The sequence below is a fragment of the Gardnerella sp. CCPDSM genome (assembly GCF_056754715.1).
On sequence record NZ_JBQEQO010000001.1, the window covers coordinates 25,690 to 41,218 of the forward strand.

12 protein-coding genes and 1 tRNA gene are annotated in these 15,529 nt (G+C 42.4%); 2 read left to right on the forward strand and 11 right to left on the reverse strand.

Features of this window, described 5'->3' with window-relative positions:
- Positions 1 to 38: 38 nt before the first annotated feature.
- Positions 39 to 893: a F0F1 ATP synthase subunit A gene (gene atpB / locus ACTJLE_RS00130; protein WP_481266914.1), complete on the reverse strand. Its 855-nt coding sequence runs from the start codon at positions 891 to 893 to the stop codon at positions 39 to 41.
- Between the two features lie 198 nt (positions 894 to 1,091).
- Positions 1,092 to 2,123: a homoserine O-succinyltransferase gene (locus ACTJLE_RS00135; RefSeq protein ID WP_481266915.1), complete on the reverse strand. Its 1,032-nt coding sequence runs from the start codon at positions 2,121 to 2,123 to the stop codon at positions 1,092 to 1,094.
- A gap of 147 nt (positions 2,124 to 2,270) precedes the next feature.
- Between ACTJLE_RS00135 and ACTJLE_RS00140 the strand changes: the two genes are divergently transcribed.
- A tRNA-Met gene (locus ACTJLE_RS00140) sits at positions 2,271 to 2,344 on the forward strand.
- A gap of 127 nt (positions 2,345 to 2,471) precedes the next feature.
- On the opposite strand, the gene ACTJLE_RS00145 is transcribed toward ACTJLE_RS00140, so the two are convergent.
- From ACTJLE_RS00145 to ACTJLE_RS00155, 3 genes are all read right to left on the reverse strand, one after another.
- Entirely contained in the window at positions 2,472 to 3,521 is a 1,050-nt protein-coding gene (locus tag ACTJLE_RS00145) for a tetratricopeptide repeat protein (protein WP_481266916.1), read from the reverse strand.
- A gap of 83 nt (positions 3,522 to 3,604) precedes the next feature.
- Positions 3,605 to 4,606 (reverse strand): DUF8094 domain-containing protein, encoded by a 1,002-nt coding sequence (locus ACTJLE_RS00150; RefSeq protein WP_481267088.1) that lies wholly within the window; start codon positions 4,604 to 4,606, stop codon positions 3,605 to 3,607.
- Between the two features lie 46 nt (positions 4,607 to 4,652).
- On the reverse strand, positions 4,653 to 6,455 hold the full coding sequence (locus ACTJLE_RS00155; RefSeq protein WP_481266917.1) for a hypothetical protein: 1,803 nt from the start codon (positions 6,453 to 6,455) through the stop codon (positions 4,653 to 4,655).
- A 78-nt stretch (positions 6,456 to 6,533) separates the two neighbouring features.
- On the opposite strand from ACTJLE_RS00155, the gene ACTJLE_RS00160 reads away from it, so the two are divergent.
- Complete coding sequence (locus tag ACTJLE_RS00160; RefSeq protein WP_481266918.1) at positions 6,534 to 7,523, forward strand: FKBP-type peptidyl-prolyl cis-trans isomerase; 990 nt, start codon at positions 6,534 to 6,536, stop codon at positions 7,521 to 7,523.
- A gap of 152 nt (positions 7,524 to 7,675) precedes the next feature.
- On the opposite strand, the gene nucS is transcribed toward ACTJLE_RS00160, so the two are convergent.
- From nucS to ACTJLE_RS00190, 6 genes are all read right to left on the reverse strand, one after another.
- A complete protein-coding gene (gene nucS, locus ACTJLE_RS00165) occupies positions 7,676 to 8,419 on the reverse strand; it encodes an endonuclease NucS (protein ID WP_481266919.1) in 744 nt (247 codons plus the stop codon).
- A gap of 36 nt (positions 8,420 to 8,455) precedes the next feature.
- Entirely contained in the window at positions 8,456 to 9,889 is a 1,434-nt protein-coding gene (locus ACTJLE_RS00170) for an amino acid permease (protein ID WP_481267089.1), read from the reverse strand.
- A gap of 319 nt (positions 9,890 to 10,208) precedes the next feature.
- Positions 10,209 to 12,893: an ABC transporter permease gene (locus tag ACTJLE_RS00175; RefSeq protein ID WP_481267090.1), complete on the reverse strand. Its 2,685-nt coding sequence runs from the start codon at positions 12,891 to 12,893 to the stop codon at positions 10,209 to 10,211.
- A gap of 35 nt (positions 12,894 to 12,928) precedes the next feature.
- The gene (locus tag ACTJLE_RS00180) at positions 12,929 to 13,630 is read right to left on the reverse strand and encodes an ABC transporter ATP-binding protein (protein ID WP_481266920.1); all 702 of its coding nucleotides are present in this window, start codon (positions 13,628 to 13,630) and stop codon (positions 12,929 to 12,931) included.
- A 125-nt stretch (positions 13,631 to 13,755) separates the two neighbouring features.
- A complete protein-coding gene (locus ACTJLE_RS00185; protein WP_481266921.1) occupies positions 13,756 to 14,373 on the reverse strand; it encodes a DUF5701 family protein in 618 nt (205 codons plus the stop codon).
- A gap of 54 nt (positions 14,374 to 14,427) precedes the next feature.
- Positions 14,428 to 15,492, reverse strand: a complete 1,065-nt coding sequence (locus tag ACTJLE_RS00190) for an aspartate-semialdehyde dehydrogenase (protein WP_481266922.1) — start codon at positions 15,490 to 15,492, stop codon at positions 14,428 to 14,430.
- Positions 15,493 to 15,529: the final 37 nt, after the last annotated feature.

The window sequence follows — 15,529 nt, forward strand, 5'->3', positions numbered from 1 at the left end:
CTTAAGATGGGTAAAATCTGAAGATTTAAGCTATGCTATCAGGCAACAGCAACAGCAGACTTTTCTTCCTCTTCAGGGTAACTTTCCGAAATGTAGACGGAAGCAAGCACGGTGAAAATAAACGCCTGCAAACCGGCTACCATAATTTCGAATAAGGTAAACAGAATGCCACCAAGCAGCCACAAAACGCCGCCTAAGGCAAGGAGTTTATTGCTGGAATCCACCACGAAGAAATTGGTGAATACTAAGCAAGTGGCCACCAGCAAATGGCCAGCAATCATATTCGCAAACAAACGGATTGTAAGCGAAAGTGGTCGCACAATTATTAATTCTATGAGCTGCAATGGCGAAAGAATGAAGTAAATCGGCCATGGCACTCCCGCTGGGAACAATGCTTCACGGAAGAATCGCAAAAAGCCTTTTTCACGAATGCCAGCAATAAGATATTGGCACACAACCCACAAAGCAAATACAAGCGGACCAGTAATGGTTGCGGTTGCAGCCATATTTAATCCTGGAATCACAGAACAAAGATTAAAGAAGAAAATTGTGATGAACAATGTAGACATCATTGGCACATAACGCTTGCCACGTTCTTCGCCAATCATTTCGTAAACAATGTTGTAACGCACAAAGTCCATTAGAATTTCAAGCACACTCTGGAATCTTCCTGGAACTAACTTCGCACGAGCAGCACCAATTCCAAAAATAATCATAACGATTACAGCCATAAGAACGCGCACTAAAACAATGCGGTTCATAGCAAATGGTGTGCCTTGGAACAAAATCTCTGGAGGCAAAAATTCGCCAATATTAGGCAATTCTGGTCCCGACGAAGCCACTGTAGAAGCTACATTGGTAGTCTTCAGCAAAAAGTCAAGCATTCCATTCATAAGTGCCTCCTTAAGCAATTCGTTCACACGCCTTCACAACTGCCGCTCACTCACATCATGCAATTCACTCATCTTGCGGCATTACATATTAGCTAAATCATCTATTTCGTATCTCGTAAGGCGCGGGGCACGAAACGAAAAATACATCTAAATGCTGATTCTACTCTTCGCATGTACATAATTACGCAGTGTCGAAAATTATTCATGCATGCCGTACTTCATGTTGCTAAACGGAAGGAAATTATCCATACGCGGAGAGGCAGGTTCATGCCGAATTGAACGATCTGTACCAAGCTTTCCAGTAGCACGAAGCTGCGGAATATCGGAAAGCTTGTAAGGCGTCGTTTCGTACACCCAATTAAGCCAGTTTCGCCAAAGTAGATTCGCGTGAGCACGCCAAGAAAAAAGTGGCTCCAAATTAGCATCATCATTAGGGAAATAGTTATGCGGGAACGGCACGTTACTTAAGCCTTTTGCCATATCTCGCTCATATTCTTGAGCAAGAGTCATTTTGCTATATTCCCAATGCCCAAGAGCAAAAACCTCTGAAAAATCGCGTGTAGCAACTAAGCCCGGGCCTGATTCAGGTCCACATGTTAGTATTTGCAAACGCTTATCTGCAGCAATATCGTCAATATTCACTCCAGCTATTCTTGAATGCGGCTGCAATGCTATTTCGTCAAAACCGTTAGTAAGGAAGCAATATTCATCCTGCAAATATTGCGGAAATACGCCGAAAACTTTTTCGTTAAGCACATGCTTTTTTATGCCGTAACGATAGTAAAGGGCGCCCATTGCTCCCCAACATAAGTACATTGTTGAAAAAACGTGCGTTGATGCCCAGTCAAGAATTTGCGTGAATTCAGGCCAATAATCAACATCCTCAAATTCCATATGCTCAACTGGAGCGCCGGTTACTACAAAGCCGTCGTAATAATTGTTACGAAGTGCGTCAAGATTTTCGTAGAATTTTACTAAATGATCTGCGTTTACATGAGTTGATACATGCGTAGAAGTCTTCATAAAATCGACATCAACTTGCAAAGGCGACTTAGAAATAAGGCGCAAAAGTTGGGTTTCTGTTTCGATTTTTTTGGGCATAAGATTCAAAATCAGCAATCGTAACGGTCGCACATCCTGCTGTTCTGCTTCTGGGCGCTCCAACGCAAAAATGCGCTCAGCATCTAAAATACTGCGCGCAGGCAATCCTTCAGGAATCTTAATAGGCATGTGTTTATTATACCCCACACTTGTTTATGCCTGTATTTGCAGCGCATTGCTACATAGCAATTTCCGCTAAAATACAGCGAAACACGCCCGAAAGTTGACAAATCTAAATTTGCACCTATCGTAGATAGAGTTGCTAAAAGTAGCCGACGCGGGGTGGAGCAGCTCGGTAGCTCGCTGGGCTCATAACCCAGAGGTCCATGGTTCAAATCCATGCCCCGCTACTAAAGCCAAGGATCACACAAATTTCTCACGATTGTTGTGGTTCTTGGCTTTTTTGTTTGTATATTCCAAAATATTTTTCTAAATAGAATGCCGCCAATAATCAATAATGCGTCGCAAATAATCACATTAATAAAGCAGCACAGCTAAACGACGACGCGCACGAGCTAATCGAGCATCGTCAGCAGGAAGCATCGCAAAATATTCAATCATTCGCGCACGCACTTCTTCTGCATCTTTACGGTGTCCGCTTGCCAGGAAATCAAGCAATCTACCAAAAGCATCATCAATATGACCATCAATCATATCAACATCTGCTACAGCAAGTTGCGCTTCTACACTATCCGGATTATCTCCTGCACTTTTTCTAACTGCTGCAACATCAGTATTAGAATTACGCGCAAGCAATAAAGCCTTAGCATGTTCTCTAGAAGCGAGTGAATCGTGAGGATCAGCTTCAATCAATTTAGCGTATTCCTTAGCTGCACCTTCGTAATCACCTTGCATAGCAAGAGAGTGAGCTTTCTCATGAGCTGGAGGAATATTCTCAACATTGCTAGAATCAGCCGAATCAGCAGCATCAGCGGTATCGGCATTTGCATCTTTAGAACTATTCGCGTCGGATTCGTTTGAAGATTCAACAAAAGGCGCAGTTCCAGCAACACCGGAACGTTCCGCAACTTGCACCAACTGCGGCAAAATTGCACTACAAATCTGCTGCAATTCTTCATCGCTAGGCAAACCTTGAGCAATAGGCATCGGCCTACCGCCAACCAATCCATAAATTGCAGGAAGCTGCTGAGCGCGCAAAGCCTGCGCAATCGTAGGATTCTCGTCTGCATCAATACGAGCTAATTGCATGCGACCATCAAGCTCATTAACAGCATCCGCCAATTTCTGAGCAACGTCATAATACGCTTCATCATTGGCTTGCCACAGCAAAAGTATGATTGGGAAACTTACTGAAGTTTGAACCATTGCTTGGAAAGATTGCTCATTTACATCAATAACGTATCCGCCTGCTTTTGGAGCTCCCACTGAAGAGGCGCCATTACTTCCAGAAGCCTTAGCTGCCTGCTTAGCTTGCGCTTCTACGCGACGCTTTACACCCTCTAAATCTACAGCTCCAGCAAGCGAAAATCCTCCAGGATTCATGCCTTGCGCTTGACCACTCACCATTATTGCCTCTTTCCAGCACTTAAGTTGTGCTTCTGAAAACTACTTGTGAAGATTTATGAAAATTTACAAAGCTTTACGAAGTCTTACAAAGCTTCTACTTTAATCGGCTGACGTTCCGCACCAACAGGCATGATTTTCATATGAGATCCAGCTGGAGGCACAACTAACGCAATTACATTTACATACGTTACGCGCATAGTACCTTTTGCTTTTTCGTCACCAAATAATGCTTTTTCTTCATCCGAAGCAGGTCGAGATTCACGACCAGCTCCAGCAGAACGCGTCCATACGGAATCAATACGAGCCACAACTAAGTCACTACCATCGCTCGAGCGCATAATACTAATTTGTTTCAAATTAGGAGTAAATACCTGCTCTTGCGAGCCTTTGTTGCGCTCAAGACCAGCTTGCACAGCTTTAGAAAGTTCAGTTAATTTTTTCCGCAAATAATCATCTTCAAAATGCTTAGCATATTTACTTTCGTTTCCGTGTTGCAATACGTCAGAATATGCTGCTACCGCTGCCTCTGGAGTCATAACTAGGCCCTTATCGTTAGCTTTACCCATTGAAGAGCCGATGCTTGGCACAGCAAATTTAGGAAGATGCACTCCAGGGAACAATCTAGCAACAGCCCAAAGCTTGTAATTTGAATGCGCACGCTGCTGACGCAACACCAATAGACGCTTTGACTGCTGATCTTTAGTTGTTGTGGTAATTGTCATAAGATCACGCGGCCAGCCAGGATTAGTTGGCACAATAGTTTGCGCAGCAACTCTAGGGATTGCAGTTTTTGGATCCAAATTTCCTAGTTTTCCGGCAATTGTAAGCTCACTTGCACGAATATCTAAAGCTGGTCCAGAAACAGCTTGCGGCAACATATTTACGTTTTTTTCGTCATTCGCACGTTCCAACGCACGAAGCAATCCAAGACGAATATCTTTTTCTTGCAGCATTGTTACGTTAGGCGATTCCTGGCTGCTATGAACTTCAGCAGGCTTAGGCACCTGGCCATCGCAAGCAGACAATCCTGCAACCATAAAAATTGACAATACACTTGCTACGAAAGTTAACGCATTGCGAAACATTTTATTTGAGTTTCTGCCGTTACTTTCGCCAATATTAATGTTCATATTACGCATGTTGCTCATTGCCTCGCTCACTCGAGGAATTGCCTCGGTAACCTTTGCTATTTTTGCGATAGCGGCTATTGTTATTGCTGCCGTGATATCCACGACGATTATTACGAGATTGCTGCTTATTCTGCTGTTTCGATTGCTTTTTAGATTTATCAGACCCGTCATTCGTGCGTTGATTGTTCTGATTGTTCTGATTATTCGGATTATTCGGATTATTTTGATTATTCCGATTATTATCTTTGCCTTGCTTATTTTGCGAGCCATATTTACCGCGCGAATTAGATTTATTTTGCAAACCATGCTTATTGCGCGATTCATTTTTATTTTTAGAATCAGATTGATTCTGTGCCTCGCCATTACTCTTATTTTTGCGATTGTTATTTTGAGAATTCTTCCTATTCTGCGCATTTTGCTTACGTTTGTTATCTTGCTTATTTTTATTTGAATAAGAATTTTCTTTAGATTCAGCGTAATCTTCAGGCTTAGAGTTTGCGCTATCTTTTGCGATATCTTTTGTACTATCTTTTGCGCTATCTTTAGAAGAATCCACAGAATCAGCAGAATCTACAGAATCAGCAGAATCAGCAGAATCTACAGAATTAAATTTAGAATTTGCGTCATGCTGTTGAGAAAAACGAGCCGCAAACGCAAGAAGCTCATCTTGCGAAATAACAGTAGTTTCAGCCAAAGAATCTGTAGAAGATACAGCTGTTGAGGCATAAGCAGTACGAACCTGCTTATTATCATCAATTTGATTATTTCCTTCGTAAGATGAATTTTTATGATTGCGCGCATGCGAACCATGACGAGCATGAGAACCAGAAGACTTTTTATGATGCTTATGACCGAACATTCCAGACCATGTGCCGGCAAAAGCTTCAATAAATGAAACTTCTTCACTTCGAGCAGACTTTACTGTCAATACTCCTGAACGACTTGCCACAAGCTGCTTATTGCGTCGACGATGCGGTTCCATTGCAAAAATAGTTGCAGCAAGAAGCGAAAGTGCCGCAAAAAGCACCGCAATAAAGTACAAAGGAGTAGCAAAATCTGGAACTTGATGCCTACGCCAGCGTAATTCTATAGAAGCCTCAGGCGAATTATCTCCTAAATCAATTAGCAGTACGCGCTTAGCAGCTTGCGAGCGAATTCTAATAGAACGAGCATCCTTATGATTCGAAGCATTTTTTGCACTATCTTTGGATTTCTTCATAGCGCCTGTTGCAACTGCATGATCATAAGAAGCAGAACCGGCAGTTTGCACATAATCAGCTGTATTTATTGCCAACTTTGCTAAACCTAACTGGCATGTAACAATCGGCCATAAATTAGATTTTTTGAACGGAACATCCGGATCATCGCTATCCGTACTAGCTTCTGCAGCCACTTTATTTTTTACGGATACTTTCTTTACAGAAAGATTATTCCAATCGTGCAAACCTGTAATACGCTGTACTGAAGAACCAGCAATCCACCCACGAACATCTTTTGTTAAGCCAACAGCCACGCAAATAGGCTTACGAGTGTGCAAAGCTGCAACGCTTACACGAACTCGATTATCGACCAAATTAAGCACGCCTGGATCCGTAACAATATAACGAGTTCCAGTTACTTTCGTATATGCAATAACTACGTCATTTGGCTTCCAGAAAGTTGCATTCGCAACACCAAGAGCAACACTCAATACTGCCAGCACGGCAAAAAATGGAGCTACAATACCTCGCATAATTTTAGCGCGCAATGTTAGTCGTCGCATCGGCTGTCCTTCTTTTTCAGAAGAGTTGTTGATATTCGTCATAACGCTACTATTCTACAATCTTTTCATACCAGTTGAAGATTTGAATTAAAAATCAACATCAAGCGGTAGTGTAATCATATGCAAAAAACCACAATATTGAAACAAAAATCCTTAATAATGCGCGCTTTTGCTGCTATTAGCACAGTAGCATTATGCGTAGGATTAGCTTCCTGTAGCGGAAATGCAAGTAGCACAAATGGCGCTGCTGATGAGAATGCGCAAAAAGCAGGTATGCAATTATTAGAGGGCGTAAGCGCTTCTGGAGAACTCGGTAAAAAGCCAAAAATTAATCTACAAACTCCAGTTAAAGTAAAACGAAATTCATACGCAATTTTGCAACACGGCAACGGTCAAACCATTAAAGAAGGCGACCGCGTATGCTCGCAAGGCATTGTATTGAACGCCAAAGATGGCAAAGAATTAATGAATACTTGGGATAAGGGCAGACTCGATTGCTCAATTTCCATTAATAAGACTTCAACAAGCCGACCATACTACGCTTTAATTAAAGGCAAGAAGATTAATACAACAATCGCTTTTGGCATAGATGGCGGTAATAAAAATCCTTCCTACATTATGGTTCTCACAATGGTTTCGCGTGCGAAAGCATTAAGCCGTGCGAATGGTAAAGAAGTAACCGATATTCCAGCGGGATTGCCAAAGGTTACTCGCGATGCTTCCGGAAGGCCTTCCCTTGATTTGAACGGCTATAGGTCAGATGGAAAGCTTGTTTCTCAAACTTTGATTGAAGGAACCGGAAAAACTGTAACAGCAAAAGACACAGTTTCCGCTCATTACACTGGTTGGACTACCGATAAAGACGGCAAACTTCACCAGTTCGATTCCTCTTGGGATCGCAAGCAGCCTGCAGAATTCTCTCTTGCAGGAGGCGTAATACCAGGTTGGACAAAGGGTTTGGCTGGAAAGAAAGTCGGTTCACAAGTATTGCTTGCAATTCCTCCAAGTGATGGATATGGCAAGGAAGACAAAAAGGACGCAAAGGGCAACGTAATAATTCCTGCAAATTCAACGCTGTACTTCGTAGTCGATATTCTTTACGCTTCGTGATTGCTTAGTAATTACTAAGTTATTTAGGTGATTATTAATTGATTACTAAGTGATTTGCTATTAATCATTTATGCCGCGCATGCGAAAACGTGCGCGGCATTTTTGTATATAAACTTACGTAACAAATTCTGTATAGAATAGAATACTTTAAATTAAAAAAGACGAAGGTCTGTGGACTCCACACCACGCATGTCGTCATAGTCAAGAATTAAACAAGTAAAGCCACGATCTTCCGCCAAAACACGTGCTTGTGGACTAATAGTTTGAGCCGCAAAAATGCCACGAACAGGTTTAAGCAAAGGATCCCTGTTCAACAACTCGCAGTAGCGCGTAAGCTGCTCAACGCCGTCAATACCACCGTGACGTTTAATCTCAATCGCCACATGCACACCATCCGCGTCCTGAGCCATAATATCCACCGGGCCAATAGCAGTCGGATACTCACGGCGCACCAAAGTTGCGCCATCACCAATACGCTCAATTTGCTCAGCTAAATAGCGCTGCAAATGGTCCTCAACGCCATCCTTAACCAAGCCCGGGTCCTCGCCCAAATCGTAAGTATTATCGCTATAAACATGATTAAGCGAAATCATAAGCAAATCATCGCTTTTATCTGCAGAAACACGCAAAATGCACCCATCTGCAACAATGCCAGAATCAGATTCGTTACTGTCTTCTTTACGCGCACTGCTTTCTTTACACGCACTGTCTTCTTTACTAAGAACACGCATAGTGCAAGGAGCAACCATCCAATTAAGCGGCTTGTATGCACCAAGCTCCGAAAAAATAAGCACGCTGCCATCTGCTTTAATAAGTAGCACTCGCTTAGATAGCGGAAGCGTAGCATTCAATCTACCTGTATATTCAGCACTGCAATCTGCAACAATAATTCGCACACAGCAAGCATAACAGAAATAACGTAAAGAGATACCTTACTTGCCCAAAGCTTCAGCTAAATCACGATTCTGCCAACGCTCATGAAGCGCGCAATAACCACCAAACAGCACAAGCCAAACTAATCCACCAATTGCAGAAACACGAGTATCTTCGCTAATAAACAGCGTAATATACACAAAAACAAAGAACGCAATAGTAAGTGAATTAAGTAACTTGTAGTGAGGCATTACGAAGCCATCCGGCATAAAGTCAGCAGACATGCGATACTTACGGTGCGTAACCATAATCAAAATGTAAATCATGATTATTACTGCAGAAGATGCAGAAGCAAACAAAATAAACGCACCATGTACGCCAGGAATGGAATTAATTACAGGAGAAAGAAGAATCAACGCACCTGAGAACAAAATTGCGCGAGCAGGAACTTTAGTGCGAGAAACCTTACGCAACTTGCCCAAAATTGGCGATGGAGATTCAAGAGCAATCTGATACATGTGGCGGCCGGCAGAATACAGCAAAGAGTTAAGCGCAGAAGAAGCGGCCGTAATAACCACAAAGAACACAAGTGCTGAAGCCCAATGCAAGCCAGCGTACTGGAACACCATAATGAACGGCGACATAAACACGCCCTCAGCATTCGTAGCTTTAAACTGCTGCCAAGGCACAATAAGCATAATTGCCACAAGAGCGCCAACATAGAAAATCAAAACGCGCATGATAATCTCGTTCACAGCCTTTGGCAAAACATGGCGAGGGTTCTTAGTTTCCGAAACAGTTACGCCAACAAATTCAATAAGCTGGTACGCATAGAACACCATTTGGAAGCTCATTAAGAAAGCCAACCAACCATTAGGCATAAGCGAAAAATTGTGGAAAATATTATCCAAGCCAGCATGCCCGGCAGGACTTATTACGCCACCGTGCAAAGGCGTTGCAGGGTAATGGTAACCAATCAAAGCCATAACTACAGCGGTTACAATAAGCGCCACAATCAGCGTAATTTTAATCATAGAGAACCAGAATTCTGTTTCTCCAAACAGCTTAACCGCCACTAAATTAATGCACACTAAAGCAGCTAAAAACACTACTTCTATAAGCCATTTCCAATGACTTACGTCAATATCGAAAGTTTGGAAGAATGTGACGCAGTACGTGCTAACAGCCGTAATTTCACTCATGCCAATTAGCACAAGCACAAACCAGTACGACCATCCAGCAAAATTACCCCATCCTCTGCCAAGATAGCGCGTAATAAAACTGATAAAAGTATGCTGATTCGGATCTTTGTACATTAACTCGCCAATGCCACGCATAAGCAAGAACATAATCAAGCCAACAATAATGTAAACTAATACAATACTTGGGCCAGTTAAGCTAATTGATTTTCCAGATCCAAGGAATAAGCCCGTACCAATTGTGCCGCCGATAGCAATAAATTGCACATGACGCTTGGTGAGGCTGCGTTCCATTTGATTTGTGCTACTAGCTTCGCTCTCCGTTGTAGATGCAGCGGAAGTTGCAGCGGAAGTTGCGCAGGAAGATTGATTATGAGAAGATGTGCTATTTTGTGCTACTGTAGATTCTGCATTCGTAGAATCTACATTAATGTCACTATTGGCAATCTCACTCATTATTAAAACTCCATTTCTTAGCAATCACGAAATTACAAGTTTATATGAACCCCGTAACTATTCGCTAATTTATACTTTTCTCGCAGCAGCACTTAAGTTTCCGCAACTAAACTTTCCGCAATTAAATCACGAATAAATCACGACTACTAAGCTGCCGTCACTCAACGCTTTTAAGCGAGCTAACAGGATCGATTCTGTCTAGCGCAGGATTATTAGCCCATTGCACAATCAGCGCAAAGATTAGAGTTGCAACTCCCGCAATGCAATAACTTAGTGGAGAAACCTCTACTTCGAAATACAAAGACGGCATTCGCAAAGCTTTAGTTAGCAATCCTGCAATTAATCTTCCAAGAGGCAATCCAACAATAATGCCAATTATTGTAAGAGTAAGCATTTCTTTGTGAATATAAGAATGCACTTCGCGCTTATAAAAACCAAGCACTTTAAGCGTTGCCATTTCGCGCGAGCGCTCCGAAATATTCGTACTAGACAAGGTAAATAGCACTGCCAAAGCCAAACCTGCAGCCAAAGTTACAATTAACGCAACTACAGCATTCATAAGATCGAAACTAAAAGCATGCTTCATGCGCGTAATATTCATAACTGCGAGAACTCCATCTCGCTCAGAAATACCATTCGCATATTTGATTTTCTTATTATCATTGCCTAGCAGTCGCAAGATCAACGCATTATGCTTTAAAGACTTACTACTTTTAGCATTAAATAAGCGCTCGTAGCAACGCTGAGTCATGTACATGTTGGAACCTATGAGATTTCGAACAATAGCACGAACTTTTACTGTTGCTCGCTTAAAGCTTGTATTAGTTACAGTAATTTCATCGCCACGATTAATATCCAAAGAAGCTGCAGCGCTTTGCGAAAGAAGAGGACCGTCATCCGTAAGCTCAACAGTTTGCAAATTATTGTCAATATTTTGCAAGCGCACAAGACGAGCCAAAGTAGATGTATCTTTTACAACAATCATTTGTACGCTTTCAGCATCTTCTACATTATTGTGCTTAGATTTGCCATTGTTTTGCGCGTTTTGATGTTTTGCAATCTCTCCGGAACTTACATAAGCAGGAAGTATAGTTTTGACTAAATTATTCGACTTATCTTTTTCTATACCTTGCTTCATATTGTTGAAAGAATCTGGAGTAGAAATCGCAATCATATCGTAACGATAAATTCCTTCATATTGACGAATACCTAAAGTCGCTACGGTATCGTTTAAAGCAAGTCCACACACAATAAGCGCAGTGCAGCCGGCAACGCCGCCAATTGTCATGCATAAACGACCTTTAAAACGCGCCAAATTGCGAATAGTTACCTTATTGAGGAAGCTCATTCGTTTCCAAATCCAAGGCAATCGCTCAAGCAAAACGCGCGCTCCAGCTTTAGGCGCTTTTGGACGAAGCAAAGCTGCAGGCACCTGCCTGGTTTCACGCCAGCTCACAACTATTGTGCATATAGCAACCGGAATCACAAATGCTAGAACGCACAAAGAACCGTACAGCCAGTCGTAACGCAAGCGAATGTCTGGAACAGCATAAAGTCCTCGCAAAATCTTCAACAGAAGCGACGGAATTGCAAGGAACCCAACAATATCTCCAATTCCGCCGCCAATAAAGCAAGCAAAAATAGCGAAGAATGCGTGCCTTGTTACTGCAGCAGAACGACCGTAACCTAGGCTTAAGTATGTGCCAATAAGACCGCGCTCTTCTTCAACCATGCGAGCCATAGCTGTTAAGCTCATCATCATTGCAACTACAAGAAACACTGCAGGAAAAGCGTAACCAAGCGACTGAATTGAAGCAACGTCCGAACGCAAACTAGCGTAGCTGTCGTTTGAAATACGCGTTGCAATATGCCATTGAGCTTGAGGAACTTTCTTCTGAATTTCCGGCTTAATTTTCTTACGAATTTTCTCACTAATCTGCTTCTTTACCTTCTCCTTTGCGGCAGCAGGAATGCGTTGAAGCTTTGGATTAGTGGCAATAATACGTTTTGTTTCAAAATTAACTAATGCGTCAACAACTTGATTATGCCGAGCTTTTTCGCGACTAGATTGCACGCGAGCGCGAATTTCTTCCGATGCGTCATCAACAATAGCACGATACTTTTTGGAGAAAGCGCTAACTTTTTCAGCTTCATTTAATCGCACAGATATTGCAGAATATGGCGAATTACTTGCGCTATTAGGCATAAAAGAAGTGAATATTGGGTAGCGAGATGTTACAGAGTTACGAAAAGCTTTAGATTGGTATCCGTCAGGATTATTTAAATCATTACTGTCAAGCACGCTGCCAGTAATTAGAAGACGGTATGTTTCAAATTCATCTTTTTTATTATTTGAAGAGTTTTTATTTGAAGAGCTGCTATTTGCCGAAGTTGATTTTTGCAGATTTACAACAACAGTACTTCCAATCTTTAAGCCGCTATCGTGCAAAAATCGTTGAGTTACAACAGCTTCGCGATTATTAGAAGGCATAGTGCCGTGTAGTAAGTGCAAACGATTCAGTTTTTTATGCAAGTCAACATAGTGCACAAGATTCATTGCGTACGAAGAAGTTGCATCATCTGATGGATGAGCCGTAGCTTTCCACGAACGTTCCGCTTCAACTTCACTTACGATAGGTAATTTGCGAAGAGCTGCAACGTCATCTTTAGTTAATCCTAAAGTAGACACGATTTGCAAATCGTAAGCACGCAATTTTGAATACATGCTGTCCGTGCCAAGAAGCATGTCATTGCAGCCGGCGTAAATTCCTGTCATAACAGCAACGCCAAGCATTGCAATAACTGCTAGAACGCAAAAACGACGCCATTGATGAATCCACATTCTAACGGCGCTAATAAATAATGCACTCACTTAAATCACCACTCAATATCAGCAATGGCCATAGGATTCTCTTGTATAGTCTCGCTTACTACTTTCCCCGAGCGGAAACGCACAACTTTATGTGCCATAGGTGCGATTGCAGCATTATGCGTAATAATAAGTACCGTCATTCCTTCCGTTTTGCAAATATCTTGCAATAATTGCAATACAGCTTTTCCGGTTTCGTAATCCAAAGCTCCTGTAGGCTCATCGCATAGAAGAATCTTAGGTTTTTTAGCAAGAGCGCGCGCAATAGATACTCGCTGCTGTTCGCCGCCAGAAAGTTGCGCTGGGAAATTGTGAAGACGGTCGCCTAAGCCAACATCCTTAAGCATTTTTGCAGGATCAAAATGATCTGAACAAATCTGTGAAGCCAATTCAACGTTTTCAAGAGCAGTCAAATTTGGCACAAGATTGTAAAACTGGAAAACAAAACCAATATCTTCACGACGGTAACGCACTAAACTCCTACCTTTGAGCTTAGTAACATCACAATGGCCAACAACAACTCGACCGCTTGTTGCAGTATCCATTCCACCTAAAATATTTAATGCCGTAGTTTTTCCAGCACCCGAAGCGCCCAAAATTACTGTAAGCTGGCCACGTTCAGCCGTAAAACTAGCATCGTCCAAAGCTCTAACAACTGAAGAACCGGACGGATATTCTTTTACAACATGATCAAATGTTATGTACGCCACAATGCACCTTTTATGAATATCATACGTTGAGATTTGGTTTCAACTTTGCTACCGATTATTTATTTTTGTAATTATTTTACTTGATTATTTTACTTGATAGTTGTGAATATTTTATGAATTTCGACTTAAATACGCGAGGGCCCAAGCCGATCCATACAATACGCATTACCAAGCCAAGTATGCCTGGAATTCGGCCATACTGCGCCTAAACGAGGAGCACCCTGGCTCATCCAAATGCTTGGAACTCTACCATCCGCACTTTGAGAACCGAGAAGGTTAAAACCATTCTTACTTTCAAGCCAGTCAGTGTGCTGAGTAACAAGCGCAAGTCCTTCTTCCAAAGTAAGAGGCAAGCGTTCGTCGGAATCAATAAGTTTACGAGCAACATCAGGCTCACGGTTCAAATACGAGCCACCAGTATGCGGACTAATAACCAAGTAGAACGGTCCTTCAGGCTGCTCTAAACCATTTTGCGGTAGAAAACTTGCAATATCGCGCGGAGGCATAGTAGTAAACCCAGCCATGCGATTAATGCTTGTTCGCGAAATCAATGATTCAGGCGAAACAAGCTCGCGAGTAGGCACTAATAAAATATCCTCACCCAAATCGCTATTTTCAAGCGCTTTTAGCAGCGGACAAGCAAGCTTACGAAAAGCATCAGCGCTCATATCCGCCACATCCGGGTATCCAAGCGCCACAATGCGGTCGAGTTGCTGCTGTATTTCTTCCGATGCTATTGACATACTTCCAGTTTACGCAAAGATTTTTATAATCGCGAGCGCTTAATTTTAATATTATTAAGCAAAATTGCGCTTTTTAGAAATAATTTCTGCCAACTGAACAGCGTTTAGTGCAGCACCTTTACGCAAGTTATCGTTAGTAATAAACATTGCTAATCCGCGCTTTCCATCCACAGCTTGATCTTGGCGAATACGACCAACATAGCTTGCTGATTTTCCTGCAGCAAGCTGAGGAGTTGGAATTTCGTTAAGCTCAACTCCAGCCGCGCTACTAAGCACTTCGCGAGCCATATCCGGCGTTACGTCATGATCGAACTCAGCATTAACACTCATACCGTGGCCAGTAAAAACGCCTACGCGCACGCAAGTGCAGGATGCTGCAAGATTTGGTAAGTGCAAAATCTTACGACTTTCATTACGCAACTTTTGCTCTTCGTCAGTTTCTTCAGAACCGTCGTCAACAATTGCTCCAATAAATGGCACAACATTAAAAGCAATAGTGCGAGCAACTTTCGTAGGTTCCGGAAAATCAATAGCGCTACCATCAAAAACTAATTTGTCAGCTCCTTGATTTATCGCAGCTTGAGCTTCGTTCATAAGTTGTAAAGCTCCAGCGCGGCCAGCTCCCGAAACAGCCTGATAAGAAGATACTATTAGTCTCTTTAAGCCAAAAGCGTCAGCAAGCGGCTTCAATACTGGCATGCAAGCCATTGTTGTGCAATTAGGATTTGCTACGATTCCGCTAGGAATTGTGTCCAAATCTTCAGGATTTACTTCCGCGACTACCAGCGGCACGTCGTCGTGCATGCGCCATTGAGAAGAATTGTCAACTACGATTGCGCCAGCTTCAGCAAATTTTGGTGCCCAAATTTTTGAAGTGCCACCGCCTGCAGAGAAAATAGCAATATCAATTCCGCGCAAATCTGCTTTCTCAACGTCTTCTACAACAACATCTTTGCCGCGGTATTGCAAAACTGTTCCTGCAGAATGAGCAGAAGCCATGAATCGCAAATCATGAATCGGAAAGTCGCGCTCATCGAGCACACGGCGCATTACCATACCAACCTGGCCAGTGGCACCTAAAACAGCTACGTTCACGCCTGTTTCATTGATAATCGTCATTTTTTGCTCCCTTAACAGAATGCCAATAATTTCGGTG